The organism is Ruminococcus sp. CAG:330, from assembly GCF_000437175.1.
Lineage (GTDB): Bacteria > Bacillota > Clostridia > Oscillospirales > Ruminococcaceae > Ruminococcus_C.
In genome coordinates this window covers 8,015-33,142 of the sequence record NZ_FR898036.1, presented here as the reverse complement: position 1 = coordinate 33,142, position 25,128 = coordinate 8,015, and the positions used below count along the sequence as shown (strand labels likewise).

23 protein-coding genes are annotated in these 25,128 nt (G+C 55.0%); 12 read left to right on the top strand and 11 right to left on the bottom strand.

The features are described 5' to 3' along the window. The first annotated feature begins 176 nt into the window (after positions 1 to 176). The 12 genes from QZL66_RS04365 to QZL66_RS04310 all read left to right on the top strand — a co-directional run bounded on the left by QZL66_RS04365 (position 177) and on the right by QZL66_RS04310 (position 11,298). The gene (locus QZL66_RS04365; protein WP_022410526.1) at positions 177 to 794 is read left to right on the top strand and encodes a dockerin type I domain-containing protein; all 618 of its coding nucleotides are present in this window, start codon (positions 177 to 179) and stop codon (positions 792 to 794) included. Between the two features lie 14 nt (positions 795 to 808). Continuing rightward, positions 809 to 1,420, top strand: coding sequence for a dockerin type I domain-containing protein (locus QZL66_RS04360; RefSeq protein ID WP_022410525.1), 612 nt, complete (start codon positions 809 to 811; stop codon positions 1,418 to 1,420). A 14-nt stretch (positions 1,421 to 1,434) separates the two neighbouring features. Further along, the gene (locus tag QZL66_RS04355) at positions 1,435 to 2,055 is read left to right on the top strand and encodes a dockerin type I domain-containing protein (protein ID WP_022410524.1); all 621 of its coding nucleotides are present in this window, start codon (positions 1,435 to 1,437) and stop codon (positions 2,053 to 2,055) included. Positions 2,056 to 2,230: 175 nt separating this feature from the next. Further along, complete coding sequence (locus QZL66_RS04350) at positions 2,231 to 2,812, top strand: dockerin type I repeat-containing protein (RefSeq protein WP_022410523.1); 582 nt, start codon at positions 2,231 to 2,233, stop codon at positions 2,810 to 2,812. Between the two features lie 233 nt (positions 2,813 to 3,045). After that, complete coding sequence (locus QZL66_RS04345) at positions 3,046 to 3,657, top strand: dockerin type I repeat-containing protein (RefSeq protein ID WP_022410522.1); 612 nt, start codon at positions 3,046 to 3,048, stop codon at positions 3,655 to 3,657. A 153-nt stretch (positions 3,658 to 3,810) separates the two neighbouring features. Continuing rightward, positions 3,811 to 5,334 carry a YifB family Mg chelatase-like AAA ATPase gene (locus tag QZL66_RS04340; RefSeq protein WP_022410521.1) on the top strand — a complete coding sequence of 508 codons (1,524 nt, stop codon included), beginning with the start codon at positions 3,811 to 3,813 and terminating at the stop codon, positions 5,332 to 5,334. Between the two features lie 11 nt (positions 5,335 to 5,345). Continuing rightward, positions 5,346 to 6,509 carry an FtsW/RodA/SpoVE family cell cycle protein gene (locus QZL66_RS04335; RefSeq protein ID WP_022410520.1) on the top strand — a complete coding sequence of 388 codons (1,164 nt, stop codon included), beginning with the start codon at positions 5,346 to 5,348 and terminating at the stop codon, positions 6,507 to 6,509. 142 nt (positions 6,510 to 6,651) lie between these two features. After that, a complete protein-coding gene (locus QZL66_RS04330) occupies positions 6,652 to 7,353 on the top strand; it encodes a DUF6198 family protein (RefSeq protein WP_022410519.1) in 702 nt (233 codons plus the stop codon). After that, entirely contained in the window at positions 7,347 to 7,556 is a 210-nt protein-coding gene (locus QZL66_RS04325) for a putative quinol monooxygenase (protein WP_022410518.1), read from the top strand. Before QZL66_RS04330 ends, QZL66_RS04325 begins: the two co-directional genes overlap by 7 nt. 173 nt (positions 7,557 to 7,729) lie before the next feature. Further along, positions 7,730 to 9,268 carry a glutamine-hydrolyzing GMP synthase gene (gene guaA / locus QZL66_RS04320; RefSeq protein ID WP_022410517.1) on the top strand — a complete coding sequence of 513 codons (1,539 nt, stop codon included), beginning with the start codon at positions 7,730 to 7,732 and terminating at the stop codon, positions 9,266 to 9,268. Between the two features lie 653 nt (positions 9,269 to 9,921). Continuing rightward, positions 9,922 to 10,347 carry a hypothetical protein gene (locus tag QZL66_RS04315; protein WP_022410516.1) on the top strand — a complete coding sequence of 142 codons (426 nt, stop codon included), beginning with the start codon at positions 9,922 to 9,924 and terminating at the stop codon, positions 10,345 to 10,347. Positions 10,348 to 10,497: 150 nt separating this feature from the next. Continuing rightward, on the top strand, positions 10,498 to 11,298 hold the full coding sequence (locus QZL66_RS04310) for an SDR family NAD(P)-dependent oxidoreductase (RefSeq protein WP_022410515.1): 801 nt from the start codon (positions 10,498 to 10,500) through the stop codon (positions 11,296 to 11,298). Between the two features lie 253 nt (positions 11,299 to 11,551). On the opposite strand, the gene QZL66_RS04305 is transcribed toward QZL66_RS04310, so the two are convergent. The 11 genes from QZL66_RS04305 to QZL66_RS04255 all read right to left on the bottom strand — a co-directional run. Further along, complete coding sequence (locus QZL66_RS04305) at positions 11,552 to 12,190, bottom strand: 3'-5' exonuclease (protein ID WP_022410514.1); 639 nt, start codon at positions 12,188 to 12,190, stop codon at positions 11,552 to 11,554. A 224-nt stretch (positions 12,191 to 12,414) separates the two neighbouring features. Then, on the bottom strand, positions 12,415 to 12,573 hold the full coding sequence (locus QZL66_RS04300; protein ID WP_022410513.1) for a hypothetical protein: 159 nt from the start codon (positions 12,571 to 12,573) through the stop codon (positions 12,415 to 12,417). A 2-nt stretch (positions 12,574 to 12,575) separates the two neighbouring features. After that, positions 12,576 to 13,259 carry a PspA/IM30 family protein gene (locus tag QZL66_RS04295; RefSeq protein WP_022410512.1) on the bottom strand — a complete coding sequence of 228 codons (684 nt, stop codon included), beginning with the start codon at positions 13,257 to 13,259 and terminating at the stop codon, positions 12,576 to 12,578. 302 nt (positions 13,260 to 13,561) lie between these two features. Beyond that, the gene (locus tag QZL66_RS04290; protein ID WP_022410511.1) at positions 13,562 to 18,232 is read right to left on the bottom strand and encodes a choice-of-anchor A family protein; all 4,671 of its coding nucleotides are present in this window, start codon (positions 18,230 to 18,232) and stop codon (positions 13,562 to 13,564) included. A gap of 374 nt (positions 18,233 to 18,606) precedes the next feature. Further along, entirely contained in the window at positions 18,607 to 19,170 is a 564-nt protein-coding gene (locus QZL66_RS04285; protein WP_022410510.1) for a hypothetical protein, read from the bottom strand. 20 nt (positions 19,171 to 19,190) lie between these two features. Then, positions 19,191 to 20,138: a GDP-mannose 4,6-dehydratase gene (locus QZL66_RS04280; RefSeq protein WP_022410509.1), complete on the bottom strand. Its 948-nt coding sequence runs from the start codon at positions 20,136 to 20,138 to the stop codon at positions 19,191 to 19,193. Beyond that, positions 20,135 to 21,292: a glycosyltransferase gene (locus QZL66_RS04275; RefSeq protein ID WP_022410508.1), complete on the bottom strand. Its 1,158-nt coding sequence runs from the start codon at positions 21,290 to 21,292 to the stop codon at positions 20,135 to 20,137. Before QZL66_RS04275 ends, QZL66_RS04280 begins: the two co-directional genes overlap by 4 nt. Then, complete coding sequence (locus QZL66_RS04270) at positions 21,285 to 22,436, bottom strand: glycosyltransferase family 4 protein (RefSeq protein ID WP_022410507.1); 1,152 nt, start codon at positions 22,434 to 22,436, stop codon at positions 21,285 to 21,287. The genes QZL66_RS04275 and QZL66_RS04270 overlap by 8 nt, the downstream gene beginning before the upstream one ends. 117 nt (positions 22,437 to 22,553) lie before the next feature. Beyond that, positions 22,554 to 23,588 (bottom strand): GDP-mannose 4,6-dehydratase, encoded by a 1,035-nt coding sequence (gene gmd, locus QZL66_RS04265; RefSeq protein ID WP_022410506.1) that lies wholly within the window; start codon positions 23,586 to 23,588, stop codon positions 22,554 to 22,556. Between the two features lie 69 nt (positions 23,589 to 23,657). Beyond that, a complete protein-coding gene (locus QZL66_RS04260) occupies positions 23,658 to 24,734 on the bottom strand; it encodes a mannose-1-phosphate guanylyltransferase (RefSeq protein ID WP_022410505.1) in 1,077 nt (358 codons plus the stop codon). Beyond that, the coding region (locus tag QZL66_RS04255; protein WP_293601851.1) for a sugar transferase at positions 24,731 to 25,128 on the bottom strand (398 nt) is incomplete at its 5' end. The genes QZL66_RS04260 and QZL66_RS04255, both read right to left, overlap by 4 nt.

The window sequence follows — 25,128 nt, the reverse complement described above, 5'->3', positions numbered from 1 at the left end:
TTCGGGCACTGACCGCCGGCAGCGGCATTTCGGCCTGCTGAAAATCCATCGTTTTCGGCTTCCTGATTTTTCCATTTTTCGGAGGATATTGACAGTCTATCCTCCGGGTGTTATAATAAAGCCAGCACGCAGTCCAAGAATTTTTAAGAAAGATTTTTCAGAAAGGATGGGTTTTTATGAAAAAAATACTCGCATACTTCACTGCCTCAGTGCTGGCGCTGGCTTCTCTGCCGTATTCTGCCGGCGCAGCAGAATTTGACCCGTTTCCGCCGGGAGATGTGGATCGGGACACCGTCATCACAGGACATGACGCTGCCATGGTTTCCCGCTACGTGCTGCGGGGCGACAACCGCCTGACGGACAAGCAGCTGAAGCAGGCGGACATCAACCAGGACGGCGTAGTTGACCAGACAGACGCCGACCTCATTCATCAGCAGGCAGTGGAAAATGGCTACTGGCTTGGAGATGCCGATCTGGACGGTAAACTTTCGATAGATGACGCATTTCAGATTGCACAGGAGTACTCCAAAAACGCCGCAATCCTCCGAGGGGATCTGAATGTGCCGTGGATGCATTTTTCCGGTCTGCAAGCCAACCTTGCCAACACGACTGGCTTTCCGTATCTGGAGGTCAGCCTTGACAATGCTATGAATGTATTGCAGTACTACAGTCACTGTGCAGCCGGCCATGACTTCGGCATCTCGCCCTATGAACGTGACGTTTTCCGCAATGCCGACGGGCAGCGGTGCTATTACTTTGATCCGCACGATTCGATATACCACAAAAATTCATAATTGGAGGGATTGCTATGAAAAAATCACTTGCATGCCTAATTGCCTCTATTTTAGCTATCGCCTCCCTGCCCATTTCTGCCGGCGCAGCGGAGTTTGACCCGTTCCCGCCGGGGGACGTAGATCGGGACACCGTCATCACAGGACACGACGCTGCCATGGTCTCCCGCTATATCCTGCGGGGCGACAACCGTCTGACGGACAAGCAGCTGAAGCAGGCGGACATCAATCGGGACGGCGTGGTTGACCAGACAGACGCCGACCTCATTCACCAGCAGGCACTGGAAAACGGCTACCGGCTGGGAGATGCCGATCTGGACGGTGACGCAGACACTGATGATACACTTGAGGTTCTTGCGGAACACGCAAAAACCGCAGCGATTCTGAACGGATATGTTGTTTCCGGTCACCTCTCCAAGCTGCAAATCAACCTCGCCGACATGACTGGTTTTCCCTATCTGAATGCCAGCCTTGACACCGCCATGAACATATTCCTATACAGCTGCTACCGTGCAGCCGGTCGCAACTTCGACATCCCCGCCGGTGAATACGACGTTTTCCGCAACGCCGATGGACAGCGGTGCTATTATTTTGACGAACACGATTCCATATACCACGAAAATTCATAATTGGAGGGATTGCTATGAAAAAATCACTTGCATGCCTGACTGCCTCTATTTTAGCTATCGCCTCCCTGCCCGTTTCTGCCGGCGCAGCGGAGTTTGACCCGTTCCCGCTGGGGGACGTAGATCGGGACACCGTCATCACAGGACATGACGCTGCGCTGGTCTCCCGCTATGTGCTGTTGGGCGACAACCGCCTGACGGACAAGCAGCTGAAACTGGCAGACATCAACCAGGACGGCGTAGTTGACCAGACAGACGCCGACCTCATTCATCAGAAGGCGGTGTATCTGCTGGGAGATGTGCAGCTGAACGGCAACATAAATGACGACGACGCTTTCGACACCTTACAGGAAGTCTCCTATGCTGCTACGTTCCTGTATCATGACGGCAGCACAACCCCGAAGTTTTCCAAGTTGCAGAAAAACCTCGCCGATATCACTGGCTTGCAGGACGGCGCACCAGACATGGATGACGCCATGACCATTCTGCAATACTACTGTATCTATGCTGCCGGCTGTTTGAGCAACACTCAAGCAGCCTATGGCTCAGGCGTGTTCTATATTACAAAAAATGGTGCGCCGTGCTATTTCTTTGATCCGGCGGATTATATTCAAAACGGTCCCGGAAAAGGATTTTAAGTTCAGAACATCCATATTTAGGAAAATGGAATGGCAGGTCAAGTTTCTGCTAATTTTTCCAAAAAATCGCTTGACAAATTCTGCATCTCATGCTATAATGAAAACGAAGAGAAAAGAAAGTTTTCTTGATCTTCAGAAAAAGAAAGAATGACTTTTTTGAGAAAGGATGATTTTTATGAAAAAGGCACTTGCATTTTTGACGGCGTCTGTCATGGCACTGGGTTCTCTGCCGTTCCTCTCCGTTGGTGCGGAAAGTTTTGCACCGGGCGATGTGGATATGGACGGCGTGCTCACCGGACATGATACCGCCTTGGTTTCCCGCCATCTGGCACGTGGCGATAACAGTCTTTCCAGAAAGCAGCTGGAACTGGCAGACTACAATGGGGATGGCGTAGTCGATCAGACAGACGTAGAAGCAATCCACGAGAACGAGGTTTGGGAACTCGGCGACGTCGATATGGATAACGATGCTGATATGGATGACGCACTGGTCATATTCCAGGAGTATTCGTATATTGCTAGCGGAAAAAATCCCATTCCCGATGCGCTCACTGATGTGCAGAAGAATCTCGCCGACATGGCTGGAAAGTGTACAGTCGCTACAGAAGTAACCCTGGACGATTCTTTTGATTGCCTTGTCGTTTTTTCGTTGCGGTCAGCTGGTCGTTCCGATGAGGTATTTCCTGTTGTTAACGGACAGAAGTGCTATTTCTTCGACAATCCCTACGAAAACGATCTCGAAATAATCGTCAAGTAACTTCTCTTCGATTCCTTTTAAAACACAACATAACCAGCGTGCGTCTTGTCTTCGGATGGGGCGCACGCTTTTTGTGAAGTTCCACAAAAAATTTTTCCGAAATTTTCTCCCATTTTTTTGCAATCCCTATTGACAACGGATTTTCCATGTGCTATAATGAACACAGGATATGAGATTCTTGTATCCGATGCAACCTTTTTAAGAAAGAACTAAAACAAGAAAGGATGATTTTTATGAAAAAGGCACTCGCATTTTTGACGGCATCTATCATGGCGCTGGGCTCTCTGCCGTTCCTCTCCGCTGGTGCGGAAAGTTTTGCACCGGGCGATGTGGATATGGACGGCGTACTCACCGGACATGATGCTGCACTGGTTTCCCGCCACCTGATTCACGGTGACAACAACCTCTCGGAAGAACAGCTGAAGCTGGCAGACTACAATGGGGATGGCGTAGTCGACGAAGAGGACGCAAAGGGCATTGCCGAAAATGAGGTATACCGTCTGGGCGATATCGATTTGAATGGCAGTTATTTTGTGGATGACTCCTACGAAATCATGAACTACTATTCGCACAGAGCAGCCGGCAGCCTCGATTGCATTGATGCATATTCTCAGGTGCAATTGAATCTGATGGATATGGATGGCTTGCAGGATGCAGTATCGTTGGACGATGTTCGGGAAAATTTGCACGTAGCGGGTTACTATGCCGCACTCGTTTACTACAGATTCTGGGAAAAGAACGGTGTCGGCGTGTTTGCAACAAATGGCGACCAGAACTGCTATTACGTTCCGAACAGCATCCGGGTTCAGCGGGGCGATGATGCTTCCCGCTTTGTGGAGGCATAACTCCGCTGTTTCAACTCCTTTCAAAATAAATCCAGTATCACCAGTGCGCACATTCGTCCTCGGACGGGTGGGCGCACTTTTCCGTTTTCCTATTTACTTTTCCCCCAAACCATGCTATACTTATAAGTGCAATTCCTTCTGTGAGGTGAATCGATGTTTACCCAAATCAAAAGTCTAGGGCTGTTCGGGCTGAACGCCTTTCCCGTTGACGTGGAAGTCAGCATCAGCCGCGGCAATCCCCAGTTCGAAATCGTGGGGCTGCCCGATGCGTCCGTGCGGGAGAGCCGAGAGCGCATTCGGGCTGCACTGACCGCCATGTCCGTGCTTCTGCCGCCCCGCCGCATCACCGTCAATCTCGCACCTGCCGACGTGAAAAAGATCGGCACCATGCACGATCTCGCCATTCTGCTGGGTATTCTGGTCTGCATGCAGATGCTCTCTCCCCAGCCAGCCGGACGGGTATTCCTCGGCGAGGTCTCCCTCTCCGGACAGGTGCGCAGTGTCAACGGCGTACTGCCCATGGCGCTGCTGGCGGCGCAGACCGGAGCGCAGGAGCTGTACGTGCCGGCGGAAAATGCGGCGGAAGCTGCTGCCGCCGGAATTCCGGTGTACGCCGTCCGCAATGTGGAAGAGCTGATCGCCCATCTGGAACAGGAGGCACCTCTTCCCCTGCAGCCGGAAACCGACACATCTCCGGTTTCTGCCGACCAGCAGCTGGATTTTGCCGACGTGAAAGGGCAGCAGAACGCACGCTATGCGCTGGAGATCGCCGCAGCCGGCGGACACAACGCCCTGATGATCGGCAGTCCCGGCAGCGGAAAGAGCATGCTCGCCAAGCGCATCCCCTCGATTTTGCCGGAGATGACACGGGCGGAATCCATGGAGACCACACAGATCTACTCCATCGCCGGACTGCTTGACCCCAAGCAGCCCCTCATCCGCACACGGCCGTTCCGCTCTCCGCACCACACCATTTCCAGCGTGGGACTGGTGGGCGGCGGCAGCGTTCCACACCCCGGCGAGATCTCTCTGGCGCATAACGGGCTGCTGTTTCTGGATGAATTGGCAGAATTTGACCATCGGACACTGGAAATTATGCGCCAGCCACTGGAAGATCACCGTGTGACCATTACCCGTGCAGCCGGCACCATCACCTACCCCTGTTCTTTCATGCTGGTGGGCGCCATGAACCCCTGTCCCTGCGGCTATTTCGGCCATCCGCACCGCAAGTGCACGTGCAGCGACCGGCAGGTGCGCCAGTATCTCAACCGCATCTCCGGCCCGCTGCTGGATCGGTTCGACCTGCACATTGAGGTGGAGCCGGTCTCTTTCGACGATCTCTCGGCAAGGGCAAAATCAGAGTCCTCGGCGGAGATCCGAAAGCGGGTACAGGCGGCACGGGAGCGCCAGACCCGACGCTTCGCCGGCACCAATATCTTCTGCAATGCGGCGATTCCAGCCGGAAAGCTACAGGATTACTGCACGCTGGACAGCGATGCCCTGACTCTGCTCCACGCCGTTTTCGACAAGCTGGGGCTGAGCGCACGTGCCTATGACCGGATTCTCAAGGTTGCCCGCACCATCGCCGATCTGGATCAGTGCGACGTCATCGGAAAGAAGCACATTGCCTCTGCCGCACAGTTCCGCAGTCTGGACCGAAAATACTGGGCACAATGAAAGGATATACCATGATTCGAAAATACACGCCCTCCCGCCGGGAAAAGCCGGAGAGCTGGCTGCACCAGTACTGGCGGCGGCTGGACAAATCCCTGATCTTTGCCGCCATTCTCTGCTCCGGATGCAGCATTCTCCTGCTCTACTCCATCTGGCAAAACGGCATCTCCGATGCTGTGGGCGCCAGCTACTACCGCACACAGCTCTTCTCCTGTCTGCTGGGAATCGTCTGTGTTGGTGCGCTCTCCCTTATCGACTACCACAAAATCGCCAAACTCTGGTTCATCTATGCGCCCATTGCGCTGGTGCTGACCTGTCTTTGCTTTACGGCGCTGGGACAGCGGCGTGAGGGCGCAGACGACCAGGCGTGGCTGAAAATCGGCTCGTTCCAGTTCCAGCCCTCCGAGGTGCTGAAGCTCGCCTTCATCCTTACCTTTGCCACCCATCTGTCAAAAGATGAGGAGAACATGAACAAGCCCCTGCACATGCTGCTGCTCATTGTCCACGGCATGATTCCCACGGGACTGATCGCCCTGCAGGGGGACTACGGTACTGCCATTGTCTTTGCCGTCATCTTTCTTGGCATGCTCTTCACGGCACACATCTCATGGAAGTATGTGCTGGCGCTTCTCATCACCATTCCGGCGGCGCTCTTCGCTGCCTGGAACTTCATCCTCGGGGACACCCACAAACAGCGAATTCTCGTCCTGCTCCACCCCGGAACGGATCCGGAAAATCTGGAGTACCAGCAGGACCGTGGTCTGGAGGCGCTGTCCAACGGCAAGATTTTCGGCGTCGGGCTGTTCTCCGGCGAGGATGCCTATGTTTCCGTGCCGGAAATCCACAACGACTTTATGTTCGCACAGGTGGGACAGGCGTTGGGATTTGTCGGTGCTATTGCCGTGGTGCTGGTGCTGGCGTTTCTGTGCCTGAAAGTGCTCTACGACGGCTACCGTGCCAAGGACTCGCTGGGCTTGTTCCTGTGCGCCGGCGTTTTCGCCATGCTGTTCATCCACTGTGTCATGAACATCGGCATGGTGCTGAAGGTTGCGCCGGTCATCGGTGTTCCCCTCCCCTTTATCAGCGCCGGCGGTACAGCGACTGTGAGCATGTATGTGGCGCTGGGGCTTGTGGTAAGCATCTACAGCCAGAGCAAGCGAAAAAACCGGCACCGGTAATGCAGACATTCCACTGACATCATATTGACATCATACGTTGAAAGGTTCTCTTTCAGCGTATTTTTGCGTGACACGATATCTTTTGGTGACCGTTTTAGAAATGACAGAACATCAAATCCCATCCTATAAAGAGGTAAGTCATATGAAACCGTCCAAACCCCAAGACCGCCCATCCGCTGCTTTCCACACCATGCGGGGAGAACTGGCGCTGCTCGTCGCCGTCTGCATCAATAGCTTCGGCGTGGTGCTCATGCTCTACTCCGGTGCCGGCATCTCCGCCATCTCCAGCGTGCCCTTTGCCTTTTCCGAGGTGTTTCCCAAAATCTCTCTCGGCACGTGGACCTATCTGTTTCAGGGGCTGCTGGTGCTCAGTCTGATGATTATGCGAAAAAAATTCGTGCCGTCGTACCTGTTCAGCTTTGTGGTGGGCTTCGTCTTTGGCGAACTGCTGGATGTCCACGAACTGTGGATCTCCGTTCTCCCCACGGCGCTGCCTTTCCGCTTCCTGTACTTCGTCATCAGCTACGTGCTCATCTGCGTCGGCATCGCCATCTCCAACCGCTGCAAGCTCCCCATTATCCCCACCGACCTGTTCCCGCGGGAGCTTGCCGACATCACAAAAGCGGGCTATCCCAAGATCAAGATCGGCTTCGACGTCGCCTGTCTTGCTGTTACGGCTGCATTGACCTTCTTCTGTCTGGGACATCTGGAGGGGCTGGGCATTGGCACCATTCTGGCAGCCTTCACCATGGGCAAAGGCATAGGCATCGTGGGCGCACTGCTGGACAGGCACTTCCGCTTTGTGTCCGTACTTTCCAAACGGGAGGAGGATGCATCATGCTGACACTTTTAGTGACCTACACCGCAAAAGCCGGACAGCGGGATGCGTTTTTACAGGCAGTGCTGCAAAGCGGTCTGCCGGAGCGCATCCGGCAGGAGGACGGCTGCCTGCGGTACGACTATTTTCTCTCAGCAGAGCGTCCGGACGAAATCCTGCTGGCAGAACAGTGGGCATCGCCGGAACAGCAGGAGATCCACCTCCGGTAGCCCCACATGGCACGCTTACAGCAGCTGAAAACCACATATATTGCGGAAACGGCTGTCCAGCGGCTGTGAGTCCCTGCTTTTTTCGTGGATTCATAAAATGTACTTGCTTTTTTCGAAAAAAAATGGCATAATAAGAGAAAGCGTGCACCCTGCACAGAAAGGATACGAAATCTATGAAAAATCAACTGGTTCTGGTATTGGACTTCGGCGGTCAGTACAATCAGCTTATCGCACGGCGTGTGCGGGAATGCGGTGTCTACTGCGAAGTCATCCGCTATACCACACCCCTGAAAGAAATCGCCGCACGGAAACCGGCGGGCATCATCTTCACCGGCGGTCCGAACAGCGTCTATGACGAAAAATCCCCCCACATTTCCAAGGAAATCTTTGAGATGGGCATCCCGATCCTCGGCATCTGCTACGGCTGTCAGCTGATGGCACACACCCTCGGCGGAACGGTCACCACCTGCACCACATCGGAGTACGGCAAGACCGAGACCATCTACGACAAATCCAGCGCACTGTTCCAGAACGAGGAGCTGCCGGCGCAGGCAATCTCCTGGATGAGCCACACCGACTACATCTCGCAGGCACCGGAGGGCTTCACCGTTACAGCGCACACCGAGAACTGCCCCGTTGCTGCCATGGAGTGTCCGGAGCGCAAGCTGTACGCCGTACAGTTCCATCCGGAAGTCAACCACACCCAGTACGGTCTGACCATGCTGGACGGCTTCCTGAAAAAGGTCTGCGGCTGCACCGGCGACTGGACTATGGGAAATTATGCCAAGACTGCCATTGCAGACATCCGGAAAAAGGTCGGCGACGGCAGAGTCCTGCTGGCACTCTCCGGCGGTGTGGACAGCTCTGTCTGTGCCGCGCTGCTCTCCCGTGCCGTGGGCAAGAAGCTGACCTGTATCTTCGTAGACCACGGATTCCTGCGGAAAAACGAGGGCGACGAGGTCGAGGCTGCATTTGCCGACAAGGACATCAACTTCATCCGTGTCAATGCCAAGGCTGCCTTTATGGAAAAGCTCAGCGGCGTTTCTGATCCGGAGACCAAGCGCAAGACCATTGGCGAGGAGTTCATCCGTGCCTTTGAGCGGGAGTCCAAGAAGCTGGGCACCGTAGACTTTCTGGCACAGGGCACCATCTATCCGGACGTCATCGAAAGCGGCACCGGCGATGCAGCTGTCATCAAGTCCCACCACAACGTGGGCGGTCTGCCGGACTATGTGGACTTCAAGGAAATCATCGAACCCCTGCGCCTGCTGTTCAAGGACGAGGTGCGTCAGCTGGGTATCGAACTGGGACTGCCGGAAAATCTGGTATGGCGTCAGCCGTTCCCGGGACCGGGTCTGGCAATCCGCATCATCGGCGAGATCACAGACGAAAAGCTGTCCATCCTGCAGGATGCGGACTGGATCTTCCGGGAGGAGATCGCCAAGGCCGGACTGGACCGGAGCATCCACCAGTACTTCGCCGTTCTGACCAACATGCGTTCCGTTGGCGTTATGGGCGACGGCAGAACCTACGACTATACGCTGGCACTGCGTGGCGTTACCACCACCGACTTCATGACCGCCGACTTCGCACGGATTCCGTACGAGGTGCTGGAAGTCATCTCAGCACGCATCGTCAACGAGGTAAAGAACATCAATCGAGTGGTGTATGATATCACCACAAAGCCGCCGGCTACGATCGAGTGGGAATAAGCTTCCGGAATACAAACAAGAGAAGGTCGAACTGCGGAAACAGTTCGGCCTTTTTGCGGTAGTTTGACATCGTGGAAACGCAGAAAGATTTGAGAATGGTTGCTATGTCAGGCTGCTCCAGCTGAGCACAGCTGGCGAGGTTTTAGAGTCTGTTTTGCATCTATTCGCATGCACCTTGCTTGCATCTTTTCCGAGATATTTCAGGAAAGTGCTCGGAAATCCACAAAGGATTTCTTCCGCTTTTTCTTTCATCTCTCAAAAAATCTGACAGCGCAATCTGCATACACCTAGATGCAAAATAGACTCTCTTAGAAGGCGAGTAGCCCTCTGAGTCGCTGTCCGCAGACAGCGAAACTCCCTGCGCCATGCTTTTGGCGCACGGGGAAGGTGGGTGAGAAAAGCGACAGCTTTTCGAGGGCGGAGCGAACAAGACCGCTCCGCCCTGTGTCCCGTTTGCTGTGCTGTGATTTTGAAAACGTTCCAGTGGAACGTTTTCAACGAGATATCAAACAAAAACATGCAAAAAATTGCATGAAAATCCTCTCCGAGCGACTCCGACACTTCCCCATTTTCTGCAACCCCCGTTGACTTTTCCCCTTATTTCGTCTATAATATAAAAAGTACTGACACGACACAAAAGGGAGGAATTTTCATTGGGCGATAAACTCTGGGATTTACTAACCGGCGGATTCTATCTCAAGCGATATGTGCTGAAACTGCTGCCGTCGCTGGGCGTTGCCATTTTCTACGCCGCACAGCTTGCCGGCGAGGGGCTGGGGGCAGCCGTCTCCGGTTTCTGCGCCATGTTCTGTCTGATCTACACGTTTATTTCGCTCTACGGCATTGCACTCAGCGCCTCGGAGATCGTCTACGGCTATAACCGCTATATTCTCGCCGTGGCCGGGCTTTTCGTGGGATGCTTTGCGGTAGGCGCACTGGGTGCTATCATCTCCATGATACTCCCCATTCACAGCACGGGAGATTCGGCAGCTGCGGTTTTCCCCATTGCTATCTTCCTGATTCTGCGGGACATTCTCCGCCTCATCTGGTTCGCCGCAAGGTCAAAGATTCGGCCGTAGTTCAAATTGTGAGTTCCGTGCCATATCAAAACTCGTCCTTGCAAACCCCACCCATTTATGCTATAATAAAAGCGAAACAACCAACCCATGCCTCCGGCGTTTCCGGCAGCGCCGAATCGCTCCGGAGCACAACATAGAAAGGAAGTCCATATGGGATTCTTAACCAACAAGACCGCCATCATCACCGGTGCCGGCAGAGCTGTCCTCAGTGACGGCAGATGCGGTTCCATCGGCTACGGCATTGCCACCGCCTACGCCAAAGAGGGTGCAAACCTTGTCATCACCGGACGCAATGTCCAGAAGCTCACCGATGCCAAGGAGGAGCTGGAACGCCTGTACGGCATTCAGGTTCTGCCGGTGCAGGCAGATGTCAACGCCGGCGCAGACAATGCCGCTGTGGTGGAACATGTCGTCAAGGAAGCAGTGGACGCTTTCGGCGATATCCACGTGCTGATCAACAACGCACAGGCATCTGCCTCCGGCGTGACACTGGCAGACCACACCACAGAACAGTTTGATCTGGCGATCTACTCTGGTCTGTATGCCACCTTCCACTACATGAAGGCGTGCTATCCCTATCTGAAAAAGACACAGGGTTCTGTCATCAACTTTGCCTCCGGTGCCGGTCTGTTCGGCAACTTCGGTCAGTGCGCTTACGCCGCTGCCAAGGAGGGCATTCGCGGTCTGACCCGTGTGGCTGCAACGGAATGGGGCAGAGATAACATCAATGTCAACATCGTTTGTCCGCTGGCGTGGACTTCTCAGCTGGAGAACTTCAAGAACGCCTATCCGGACGCTTTTGAAAAGAACGTCAAGATGCCGCCGGTTGGTCATCTGGGCGATGCGGAACTGGAGATCGGCAGAGTTTGCGTACAGCTGGCTTCTCCGGACTTCAAGTTCATGACGGGTGAAACCATTACGCTGGAGGGCGGTCTGGGACAGCGCCCGTAACCCGCAGGCAAAAAATATTTTTTCATGAAAACAGGGACACCAAACATTTCGTCTGGTCCCCCTTTCCGGGGAGGCAAGCTGAAAATGCTTTCAGAGCTTGTATGCATAGGAAATATATGCGGATTTTCGAGCAAATTTTTTTGCAGACAAGGCAAAAATTTGCAGGCATACTTTCGTATGGCAAGAATTTTTCACGCAGTATGCAACAAAATTTGCCGAAAAGACGGAGATAGACGCCTATGAACATGAGCTCTTACTTCTTTCGGATGACCATTCCCATGGTGAAGCCGTGGGAGGAGGCGCTGTTGTATGTAATGTGGGATTTCTCGATGCGCTCATGCACGCCCTGGATGCTGCTCAGGTTGCACAGGATCTCCGCTGTATTCCGTGCGTCCGCCAGTGCTCCGTGCTCCGTTCCCTCAAAGTAGATCTGCATGGAACCGAGGGCGTTGGTTAGGTTCATGGGACGGGTGAAGCCGTACATCCGCTGGTGGATTCGCTGCAAATCCACCCAGTGCGCATAGAACATATCGTGCAGCGGAAATTCCTTCAGATCTGCCTCCCGCAGGATCACGTTCTGATCGCTGGTGCTCCAGGTATAGAACCGGCTGCGCACATCGCTGCCGATCCAGTCCGCAAACTGTTCCATCGCCTCGGCATACTGCGGTGCTTTTTCCACTGTTTTTTTGGTGATGCCGGTGATCTGCGTGATGCGGTACGGAATATCGCTGTACTGCGGCTTGACGTAGGTTTGAAAGCTGTCCAGCTTCCGGTTTTCCTCGTCCAGCTTCACAGCACCGATCTCGATGATCTCATTGCCGGCGACTGCCTGCAAATCCGGATCCCGCAGCGGTGTGAATTCCAAATCCAATACGATTTTATTCCCCTTCATGATACTTCCGTTCTCCTTTCCAGAGCAACTTGTCCCAGCGCAGCACGGCGTTCTCCGGCCGTGGCTGCGTTCTCGAAAAACTTATCTGTATTATACCATAGTTTTTCGAAAAAGGCAATGGATTTTGGCAGAGCCCTGGAAAAAACCGCACTTTTTGTCCGACAAAAAGCGGACGCAGCCCTCCGCTGCATCCGCTCTGCGTTATATTTTGTTTGTTGCACGGCTCAGATCATGCCGCACTCGTCATAATCGCTCCATTTTGCGTCATCCACATGCCGGCGGCGTGTGGAAATGGCGTAGACAATGCCGGCAACGGCAACCGCAATGGTAACCACCGCCAAAAGCAGACCGAGCAGCGATGACCGCTTCGATTTCTTTGCCATGATTACATCGCACTCCCTTCCGTCTGACCCATCTCAGACATCAGACGCTGCAGCTCAGTATCCACATCCATATCATGCTGGAGCTGTTCAAAGGTCTTTGCATCCGCAGAATCGCTGCCTGCGATCTCGCTGAATGCCGCAGCCTCTGCCTCCTGCTGGGTCACCTTCTGTTCCATCCGGTCGAACTTATCCAGTGCGCTGGAGCTGTCCATTCCGCCCACAGTCTGTGCCAGATTCTTCTGCGTCTTTGCCATCTGAGAGCGTGCCACCAGCATTGCCTGACGGCTCTTTGCCTCCTCCAGCTTACTTTTCAGGGTTTCCACCTGCTCCCGAATCTGTGCGGTCTGGGCAGCGATCTGCTCGTACATCTTCTGATAAGATTCCACTTCGGCATCTGCGCTCACCTTATGGGAGAGAGCTTTCTTTGCCAGATCTACATCGCCGGCAGCCAGTGCTGCCTTTGCTTTAGCTTCCCAATCTGCGGAAGTCTTTACTGCATTTTCGTACTGCCGCTTTGCGATCCGCTCACTTGCCATTGCCTTGCCCAGCGCCTGTGTGGACTGCTGGACATCCTTCTGCAAGTCGGAGATGATCTGCTTTACCATCTTTTCCGGATCTTCTGCACGATCAATCAGGTCGTTGATGTTTGCCTTCAGGAGATCACCGATTCTCGAAAAAATTCCCATGTTTCTATCCTCCGAAACGTCTTGTTTTGCGGAATTGCTTTGTTCCTATTATACCGTATTTCGCCGGTTTTGTCAAGCATAATTCTTACAAAAGATTTACAAATTTAGATTTTTGCAGACGCTTTACCCAAATTTTCAAAAATGGAATGTGGAATTTCTGCCCATAACGCTGAAAAATCCGCCCGAAAATACTACAGAGCCCTTACAGCCAAAAGCGGCCGCAGAAACGATTTTTCCGTTCCTGCGGCCGAATTTTTATGGTGTTTGTTCACGGCACACTTTTTTCAGCGTGCGCCCCGCTGTTACCGGCGCTTCCGGCTTGCTGCCATAAGCAGAAGCAGCACTGCACTGCTGGACAGCAGCACGGTCAGTCTGCGGTCGCCGGTCTTGGGCGAGTTGCTGACTGCGGGTGTGCTGCGGTAGTACGAACCGCCGGACGAACCGGACGAATAGCTGCCGTTGCTTCTCGTGGTCGTGGTTCTTCCCGCCGTTCCTCCGCCAGCGGCGGAACGCTTTGCCGTGGTGGAAGCTGCCGTTCCCGTGGTGGTCGTGGTCTGTACCGCCTCGGTCGTGGTTTCTGCCGTGGTTGTGGTGGTGGGAGTCTGTTCCCCGTTCCCAGAATCCGTCCGGCGCATGGTTGTGGTGGTGGTTTCCTCGACGGTGGTCGTGGTGGTTTCCTCGGTGGTTGTGGTCGTGGCAAGTGTGCCCGTGCCCAGATATGCGTCAACCATAACGATTCTGCCGTCCGTGAGCTCTGCCACGACGGTCACCGTCCGGGTGCCATCCGCTTCCGTTGTGATGTTCAGGAGCTGGAGCATGCCGTCTCCGGTCAGGCGGAAGTAGATCGGCTCTGCCAGTGCGAAATCAGCAGGGGCTTTCAGCTCGGACAGCTGGTAGATGCAGTCCGGTGTCAGCTCCGGCAGCAGGTACGGCGTGCCGTTCTCCGACATCCAGGCAGCTGTTACAGTGCCATCCTCGGCGGTCAGCTGAAGCGAAGCGCCGCCCAGCAGATTGCCCTCTGCATCCTGCTTGCAAACCACGATGGTGGTCGTTGTGGTCACGGTTGTGGTCGTCGTTTCCTCCGTAGTGGTTTCTTCCTCGGTGGTGGTCGTCTCTTCGGTGGTTGTCGTAGTTTCCTCGGTTGTTGTGGTGGTTGTCGCAGCTGCGGTGGTCGTGGTAGTCGTGGTAAGTTTCGTAGTCGTGGTCTCCTCTGCCGTAGTAGTCGTGGTGATGGTCACGGCGGTGGTAAAGGTAGTTGCAGCGGTGGTCGTTGTGGTAGTTTTTGCGGTAGTTGCGGTTGTAGTCGTTGTGGTGGTGGTCGGTGTGGTCGGACCAGCGGAGCTTGCCGTAGTTTGCGCAGTAGTGCTGGTAGTTGTCGTGGTCGTAGTTGCCTTCGTTGTTGTGGCAGTGGTTGTTTCTGTGGTAGTTGTGGTTGTGGTCGTTTTTTCTGTGGTTGTTGCCTTTGCCGTTGTGGTGGTGGTTGTTTCTGTGGTAGTCGTGGTTGTGGTCGTTTTTTCTGTGGTTGTTGCCTTTGTCGTTGTGGTGGTAGTAGTTGTTGCAGTTGTGGTTGTCGTGGTCGTTGCGGTCGTTGTTTCTGTTGTGGTGGTGGTCGCTTCTGTGGTCGTCGTGGTGGCAGATGTCGTAGTTTCTGTAGTCGTGGTCATTGTCGGACCGGCGCTGCTCTGGATAGTGGTCACAGTGGTTTCTGCGGTAGAAGCCGTGGTCGGACCGGCAGAGCTTGCCGTGGTGGCTGTTGTCGAAGTTGCTGTGGTCGTGGTGGTAGTAGTCGTAGTGGTAGTAGTCGTGGTGGTGGTTGTTGTTGTCGTGGTGGTAGATTCTGTGGTGGTTCCTTCCGTGGTTGCCTCTGTCGTAGCAGTTGTGGTTGTGGTCGTGGTTGTTTCAGAAGTGGTAGCCGTGGTTGTTGTGGTTGTGGTGGTGGTAGTTGTTGTCGTCGTTGTGGTGGTGCTGGTGGTCGTTGGTGTCGTGGATGTAGTTGTTGTGCTGGTGGTGGTCGGTGTGGTGGATGTGGTAGTAGTAGTGGTTGTGGTGGTAGTCGTTGTAGTGGTTTCTGCCTTTTCGTTAGGCACCTGAATACGAATGGTATCGCCGTCAATTACCTTCAGGTTTGCCGATACGGTGTCCTCGATGTCCATATAATACCGGATTGCCTGAATCGTTGCGTTCCAGTAGGTGACTTTCATTCTGCCGCCCTCGCCGAATGCAATGCCATCTCCGGTAAAGGTATTCGTTCCCTCGGCGATGCTCTTCTCCATTACTGAATCACCGCCAGTGGGCTTAAACTGAATCGCATGGGAAGCACCCTGAATATCGTTGACAACTACTTCGATTTTGGTAATGGGCATATTTTTGTACGCATCGCCGAAATAGATTTCCTCATTGTTTTCCGGATTGGTTGACTCCACATAGGACGGTCTGCCCACGGTGATGGTATAGTCGCTGTTGACAATAAAGTACATCTTCTGTCCCACCAGCGTATCCTCATAGCCTGCCGGCGCTTTGGCTTCTACGATGTAGTACATGCCGGGCTCCAGATAGCCGTCCACCAGCTTCTCGCCGTTCCAGTCGCAGACCTTTTCGTCATCGGATGCACGGTACAGCGCCAGTTCTGCGCCGCCGTCCGGGATCACATCGCCGCTCTCGCTGTCCACCTTTTGCAGCGTTACCTTTGCGCCGGTGATACGAATGTCGATCATGGTGACAACGGTATCTGTGCTGGCAGTCGCCTTGCTCCAGTCCGGCTTTCCATTCACCTCAGCCTCGGTGGTGTGCACGGTATATACGCCGTTTTCCTCAGTCACATAGAAATAGATGGGCTTTGCCAGCTCGTATTCCGCAGAGGGTGCTGCGATCTCCTCCAGAACATAGTAGGGGTTCTGGCTGGCGCCGGCAACGTGGATGTCTGCCAAATCGTTCAGACCGATGTTCAGCGTCTGATTTGCCTGTGTTCCGTCAAATCCGCCAACTGCCGTTTCCGTGCCGTCCTGAACCTTTTTCAGCGAAAGGGTTGCGCCATCCAGCAGAGTGCCCTCGTTGTCCTTCTTCTGAATGGTCAGTCCCTGCTGGTTCGCAATCGTTGGAACGGTATCATGGGATGCCGGTCCGACGGCGGGCTGCTGCGACGGTGCCTTGAACGGCGGATAGATCAGCATGTTCTCGGTGTCGATGCGCATACCGGGAATGGTAGTGTCGTCAAACCGGTTTTCTGTCGAGAGGACATCGCCCCCGTATTTCCAGCTGTCGCCGTCCCTGGTCAGGGTGTAGGTCGTGCCGTCACAGGTGAACTGCTTCTCCTGAATCTCGCCGGAAGCGATGGTATATGCGGTATTCACCACATAGGTGACACCGCCGGTCTGGGGCTTCCGGGGGTCCGTGGTCGCCGGATACATGGTGACACGGACTTCCGTCGAAACGATCAGACCATCCTGTTCCTCGTAGGTTTCCTCATAGTCAATGTAATACCGCATCTCGGATTTCTGGTAGCCGTCCGGTGCGTCCTCCTCGGCGATGTAGTACTCGTGTTTCAGCGTGGCGGGCGCATCCGGATCTTCCTCGCCGATGTCGAACTGTGCGTTATAGGATGCCTGCAAATCCTCGGTGACCATGGCGTCCACAGCATCCCACTGACCGTCCGCCTGCTTCTGATACAGCACGAGAGCTGCGCCGGACAGCAGGTTGCCCTTGGCATCCACTTTCCGGAGATCCACGGTATAGCCGGTATCTACAGAAAGCAGACTGTACGGGCCGGTGTACGGACGGTAGCCAAACTCTGTACCGCCGTCAAAGCTTTTGGCGATGAGCGCACCAGAGAGGTGTCCTCTGTGGTTGGAATCGCTTCTGCCCTCCAGTGTCCACTCGTCTGTGACATCCGCCAGCGGTGCCAGAATCGTTCCCTGGAAGTTGTTCGCCAGCACGACCCGTGATGCCTCGTAGAAGTTATACAGCAGGCTGGTTACGCCGGGATGGTTGTTATCTTTCTGGTCATCATCCAAGGGACCGGTACGTCCCACGGCAACATCATTGATGTATGTGAACTTCTGCCCGTTTTCGTGGTTGATATCCGAGATGTGCAAATCCCCGCTTCCGGCGACATTGACCACGATGTAGGAGTTGTTCCAAGTGGTAGGGCTGCCGTCATTGGCGACGACGGTGCGGGGCGTTTTCAGCGCTGGAATGTTCTCATACTTGACGTAGATGCACTCCTGATACTGTGCCCACTCCTCCGGTGTCAGGGTGAATACCACCTCTTCCGCCGTGGATGCGCTGCCGGTATACGTGAATGTGGCAGTATCGCCGCCGACGGAGAACGTGCCTGTCGCCTTCTGGCGGCTCAGCTTCTGGCTGTTTTTCTGGAGCAGTGCGAACTGGTCTGCCACGGAGAAGTCCGACGACTGGAAGAACTGGTCTTTCGCATCCTGATACAAGCCGTATTTCCGGTAGTTCGTATCGGTATCGTTCATGTCCACGCCGTCGCCGATCCAGAAGATCTGTCCGTTGTCGGTGTTCAGCTGGCGCACCGGTCCGTTGTTGATGATGAGATGGGCATAACCGCTGTCTCCCAGCAGGCTCTCCAGCGATTCGCCGGTGTTATAGTCGCCTTTGCCCACTTCATAATCCCAGCCGATGTACGGCGACAGATTGGCGCCGCCACCTACGGCAATACGTCCCTCTGCATCGGAATCATGGGATTTGAAATCGTCTTCCAGAAATATGCAGAACTGTGAGGCAATGCCGAGGACGTAGGTCTTGTTGGCATTGGCAAGGGTTTCCGCCACCGTTGCCCCACGGAGTGCGCTCTTCTCGCCGACCAGAAGCGTCACGTCGTCAGACTGCACACCGCCGCCCCAGCTGGTGACCGCATTCGCTGCACCGGCCGTCAGCCCGGACAAACCCGTCATCGTACTCGTTACCGCCATTACCGCTGCCACGGCAGCGCCGGCAATTCTTTTTCTCATCGTTTTCATCCTTGTCACCTCATTTTATCCTCGAAATTCTTTCCATATTCCTCAGTTCAAAACAGACTTTTCACATTTTACATCTGGAAAATTTATGTTGCAATTGTCTATTTTGTTTGATATGGCTATTATATCATATTGTTGCTCGAAAATCAAGAGGTTTGCGCCCAAAAAATTTTCCTGTAATTTTGTGAAAATTATACAAGTTTCAACAGATTTTTCTGCGCTTTCAATCGCATCTGTAAATTTCAAACGATTTTTTCGCCAATCCGCACGAGAAAACATGCAAAAAAATATGCCAGCATCCTCTCACGAAGATGCCGGCATACCTGTGTACATTTCTCTTGAAATTCGTTGCTATATTTTCACAAACTTTATGCTTTTTTCACATCTGGATTTTCTGGTTTTTCCAACATATCCACCGATTCCGCATCACCGGACGGCGTTTCCGGACGGGAAAGCGGGCCTTTCAGAATGCGGTCAATGGCGTTGGAGTTGAGCTGCGTGGAAAGGCGCAGGCGGTCGATGTCCGTCCGCATGGCAGTGAGATCGGAGCCAAGGGACTTGCGCACCTTTGCCGACTGGGCATTGACCTCAGCACGCATAGATTCCAGATCGGACTCCATGGCGTTCAGCTCCGCAGCCACACGTCCCATCATGGTCTGCTCCCGCTCTACCAGAATCTTGATGTAATCTTCCAGCCGTTCCATGCGAATTTCCAGTGCACGGTTCTGGATCTCCAGCGCCCGCAGACGTGCGCCGGTTCCCATGTTCACCTGATTCTGCCGCACGCCGAAGATGTGCAGCGGGCGGGGCCAGCCCTTGACCTTCTGCTCCTCCCACTCTTCCTCCGGATATGCAGTCGTCGGCATACGGTAGGTACCTTCCTCTTCCAACTCTTTCTTTGCCTGTTCCAGTGCCTCTTCCAATGTTTCCATTTGGTATGCCTCCCTCTCCGTTACTTTTGCAGCTGCTGTTTCCACACGTCCAGCGTTTCCGCAATGGTCTGTTCCAGCGGAATCTCCGGTGTCCAGCCGGTGTCCTGCTGAAGCTTGGAAATATCCGCCCGAATGACAGGAATTTCCACGGGGCGCAGCTTGGCGGGGTCGATCTCCACCTGGATCTCTGCGCCGCTCTGGGCAATGATCTGCGTCAGGATCTCCTGAATGGCAACAGCGGTTCCGCTGCCCACATTATAGGTTTCTCCGGCACGACCGTGCTGCGCCAGCAGCGCATAGGCACGCACCACATCCCGCACATCAGTGAAATCCCGCTTGGCGGACAGATTGCCCACGTGCATCACCGGTTCCCGCAGTCCCAGCGAAATCTCCGCCGCCTGTTTGCAGAAGTCGGACACCACGAACTGGGGCGTCTGATTGGGGCCGACGTGGTTGAACGCCCGAATCATGACGATCTCCATGCCGTATGCCCTGGCGTACAGCGACCCGAACCAGTTCTGCGCTGCTTTGGTCACGGCGTAGGGGTTGCCCGGATGCACCGGCGTATCCTCACCGACCAGCTCCGTTTCCGGCGGGAGCATTCCGTACTCCTCCCCCGAACCGATGAGCAGAATGCGGGGCGCATAGTCCTCGATGGCACGGACGGCATCCAGCACATTCAGACTGCCGCAGAGGTTGATCTCCACGGTTTTCTGGGGATTTTTCCAGGAGAACGCCACAGAGCTCTGGGCTGCCAGATGGAAAATCACGTCCGGACGCAGCCGCACCAGCAGCGCCTCCACCGCATCCCGATCCAGAATGTCCAGATTATACGCCTCGCAGCCCTCCACGGAAACATCCTCCTGGGGCAGCTTGGTCACGGTGGTGTCCCAGTGACATCCCTGCACCAGCTGCCGTGCCAAATAGCTCCCCACAAATCCGCCGCCGCCGATAATCAGCGCCTTCATGACAATCGCCGCCTTTCTGCAAATTCCGCCAGCGTGGCATAGACCTTTTCCACCACGTCTGCCTCTTCATATTCTTCTTCCACCCGTTTTGCCGCTGCCCTGCCGTACTGCTCCCGCAGCGCCTTGTCATCCGCCAGCTTCTGGATCGCCTGCGCCAGCGCCGGCACATCCTCCGGCGGCACGGTGATTCCCGTCACGCCGTCCAGACTGACATGGGGCACGCCGGTGGGCAGACTCGTATTGATGACGGGCTTGCCGTACACCATCGCCTCCTGCTGCACGATGCCAAACGCCTCGCTGTTCGCCACGGAGGGCAGCACAAAGATATCGCAGTCCGCAAATGCCGCACGCAAATCTTCCTCAGACAGATTGCCTAAGAAATGCACACGTGTCTCCATCTGCGCCATTTCCGCCATCCTGTGAAGTTTCTCCTCCATCTCCGGCGTTCCGTGTCCCACCAGAAACAGCTCGCAGCCATGCACCTGGGCGAAAGCGTGCAGCAGCACCTCGATGCCCTTATAGTACACAAACCGCCCCACAAACAGGACTCGCACCGTCTCCGGATTCCGCTGTATCTGCCGCAGGATGGGCTTCCGCTCAATGCTCCGGTAGGCTGCCACGTCAATGCCGTAGGGAATGACACGGCACTTCTCCCGAAACTGCGTCAGAATCGGGGAACTGGTGATGTGCCCCTCCGTTGCCACAATGATGCAGTCCACACGGCGCAGAAAGCGCAGCAGCAGCGGACGGTACAGCCGCATGAGTTTTTTCTGGCGCACCACATCGCTGTGCCATGCGACCACCACCGCCCCACGGTATCCCGACAGCAGACACGCCGCATCCGCCAGGGGAAAGGGCATGTGAATCTCGACCACATCCGCCTGTTTCGCCATCTGCCGGAACTTCCGGAAAAAGGAGAAGGACACCGGACAGGAAAAATACGTGCCCAGACTGCTGGCGTAGTGCACCAGCACACCCTCCACTGTGCGGTCCTCGCCCTTGCCCTTTTCCTGACACACCAGCACCTGTACTTCTGCACGCCTGTTCAGTTCCCGGGAGAACGTGCGCACCAGACTTTCGATGCCGCCGATGTGGGGGAAATATGCCTTATTTACCTGCAAAATGCGCAGTTTTTTCTGTTCCTGCTCACTCACCGCAGACCTCCTGATACACCGCATAGAGCTGCTTTGCCGAAGCCTCCCACGTGAATTTCGCCGCACGCAGCGGGCCCGCCTTTTTCAGCTTCTCCCGCAGCGCCGTATCGGTATAGAGCCGCTCCAGTCCGCCGGCGATGGCGTCCACCTGATAGGGGTCGACCACCACGGCATCCTCCCCCACGACCTCCGGCAGGGATGCCGCATGGGTTGTGAGCACGGGCACACCGCACGCCATTGCCTCCAGCGGCGGCATGCCGAAGCCCTCGTAAATGGACGGGAACACAAACGCCAGCGCTCCGCACATCAGGGCGCAGATGTCCGCATCCGGCACGTACTCCGTAAAGAGCACCTCTTTTTCCAGATGCAGCTGGTGCACGGTTTCATAGATGCCGCTGTCCAGCCAGCCCTTTCCGCCGGCGAGCACCAGCCTGGGGGGATTGTGCTTGCCGTTGGCGAACTGGGCATATGCCTCCATGAGCCGTTCCAGATTCTTTCGCGGCTCCAGCGTTCCCAGATACAGGAAATAGTCCCCGCCGATGGAGAACTTCTCCTTGACGGCGGCAATTGCCGCCGCATCCGTCACCGGATGGAAGCGCTCCTGATCGACACCACAGTACACCACCCGAATCTTGTCGGCAAACTGGGGAAAATAGCGGATGATCTCCTGCTTGGAGAACTCGGAGTCCGTCACAATGCGGTCTGCCCGCTTCATGGACTTTTTCAGGCCGGTTTCCAGCATATATTTGGTTCTGCCCCGCACCGTCTCGGGAAATGTCTTGTACACCATGTCGTGCACGGTGACGATCTTCTTTCCCGCCACATTCGGCGGAACGATGTAGTTGAAAAAGTGGGTGACCTGCGCCCTGTCCCCGAAAAAATGCCGGTAGGACACGGGCAGGAAGTTGGACACCAGCCGATAGACATAGCCCGATGCCTTTGCCCAGTGGGGCTTCATGTTGTCCCGCAGATACGGGGCAAGCCGTTCGATCTTGATGTGTTCATCCTTGCGGGAGAAGAATTGCAGCAGGAATTCGTCCTCCGGATGCAGCTGTGCCAACGCCTGAATTTGTCCTGCCTCACAGTACCCGATGCCGGTCATCCGGCAGCCGATCAGCGGCAGCACATCAAATGCAATACGCAAATTTCGTTTCGCTCCTCTCCCATAGAGATCAGATTCTGAATAGGCTTCAAGAGCCTGTTTCATACCAGCAATTTGCCCAGATACGAAACAGGCTCCAGAATTTTCATCTACAGTTTGTTATATATTCTGGCACTTCAGCTCGTGCTCTACTAGAGCCAGATCGTTCTTTACCATTCTTGCGACCAGATCGGAGAACGGAATCTCACGCTTCCAGCCCAGAACAGACTCTGCCTTTGCCGGATTGCCCAGAAGCACATCGACCTCTGCCGGACGGAAGAACTTCTTGTTGACCTTGACGATGACCTTGCCGGTTGCCTTGTCGATTCCGACTTCGTCCACACCGCTGCCCTGCCACTCGATGGAGATGCCCACGTGGGAGAACGCCGTTTCCACAAATTCCCGTACCGTACGGGTCTCATTGGTGGCGATGACATAGTCGTCCGGCTTGTCCTGCTGGAGCATGAGCCACATTGCACGGACATAGTCCTTGGAGTGACCCCAGTCACGCTTGGAATCCATGTTGCCCAGTTCCACATAATCCTGCACGCCCAGCTTGATGCGTGCAACGGCATTGGTGATCTTTCTGGTGACGAATTCCAGACCACGGCGCTCGGACTCGTGGTTGAACAGGATGCCGGAGCATGCGAACAAACCATAGCTCTCCCGATAGTTCTTGGTGATCCAGTGGCCGTACAGCTTGGCAACGCCGTACGGGCTTCTGGGATAGAACGGGGTCTTTTCGGTCTGCGGCATCTCCTGCACCAGACCGAACATCTCGGAGGTGGATGCCTGATAGAACCGGCATTCCGGCTTTACGGCACGGATGGCTTCCAGCATGTTGGTAACGCCCAGCGCATCGATCTCTGCGGTTGCCAGCGGCTGCTCCCAGCTGGTTGCCACAAAGGACTGCGCTGCCAGATTGTACACCTCATCTGCCTGAGAGATCCGCATTGCGGAGATCAGGGAGATGACGTCGGTCATGTCCGCATAGATGAAGTGGATCTTTTCCTTGATGTGGTCTACGTTGCCGTAGTCTACCACGCTCTTGCGGCGCATGATGCCGTACACTTCGTAGCCCTTTTCCAGCAGCAGTTCTGCCAGATAGGAGCCGTCCTGTCCTGTAATACCTGTGATCAATGCATGTTTTGCCATAATCGTATTCCTTTCTATTTTCAAAGGGAAAAAGCCCTTTTTCGTCCCTTCACGCCCTGCGCCCGCCGGTTATACCAGCTGCGCACGGTTGCAGATCTTCAGATTCTCGATGACCTTTTTCACATCCTGTGTGCTGTCCTTGGCGCAGATCAGAACGGCATCGTCCGTATCCACCACGATCAGATCCTCCACGCCGACTGCCGCAATGAGCCGCTTGCCGCCGCAGATGGTGCTCGCCTTCGTGCCGATGGTGATGACATCGCCTTCGATATAGTTGCCGTATTCATTGGTGGGGTTGATGCGCTCCACTGCCAGCCAGTTTCCCACATCGTCCCAGCCGAAGCTTGCCGGCAGGGTGTAGATGTTCTCCGCCTTTTCCATGACGCCGAAGTCGATGGACTCGCTGCGGAATGCCTGATACTCGGTTTCCAGCACGCTCTCATAGTCCGGCGTGCCCACCGCAGCCTCGATGCGCACCAGTCCCTCGTAGATGTCCGGCATGAGCTTCTCGATGTTGGCGAGAATGGAAGAGGTCTTCCACACGAACATGCCGCTGTTCCACAGGTAGCGGTGGGATGCCAGATACTGCTTGGCGGTGTCCAGATCGGGTTTTTCCTTGAAGCACTCCACACGGTAGACGCCGGTCATGCCCAGATCGGCATCCCGCTCAAACTTGATATAGCCGTAGCCGGTCTCCGGATAGGAGGGGGTGATGCCGATGGTCACCAGATTCTCGTCCCGCTCTGCCACGGCGACTGCCTGACGGAGCACGTCCACGTACATCTCCTCATAGCGGATGAGGTGGTCTGAGGGCAGCACCAGCATCATGGCATCGCCGTACTTCTTGCGGATGACTGCCGCTGCAAGTCCGATGCACGGCGCTGTATTGCGGGAGCACGGTTCCAGCAGGATGTTCTCCGCCGGCAGTTCCGGCAGCTGTTCCTGCACCAGTGCGGCATACTTCACGTTGGTGACCACGAAAATGTCCTCCATGGAAACCAGCGGCAGCAGACGCTTCACCGTCTTTTGAATCATTGTGTCCCCGTCGCTGGTGAGCGAGAGGAATTGCTTCGGATAGTTGACACGGCTCTTCGGCCAGAAGCGTTCGCCACGCCCGCCAGCCATAATCACAGCAGTTACTTTCATGGGGTATCTCCTTTGCTCTTATCATTTTGTGCGGACTCCATTGATTCCTGCACCATCATCTCCTGCGCATCGTGGGACTGTTCCTCCTCGTTGGTCTCGCCGGGGAACAGCGCCGTTTTCAGGGTCATCAGGACAATGCGCAGATCTAAAAAGATCGAATAGTTTTCAATATACATCAGGTCCATCTTCAGCTTGTCATAGGGCTGGGTGTCATATTTTCCGATGACCTGTGCATAGCCGGTCAGACCGGCTTTGACATGAAGCCGGAACTCGAACTCCGGCATAGTCTTCTCATATTGCTGCGCCAGCTCCGGACGCTCCGGACGCGGCCCGACCACGGACATCTCCCCGCGGAAGATGTTGAACAGCTGGGGCAGTTCGTCCAGCCGGCACC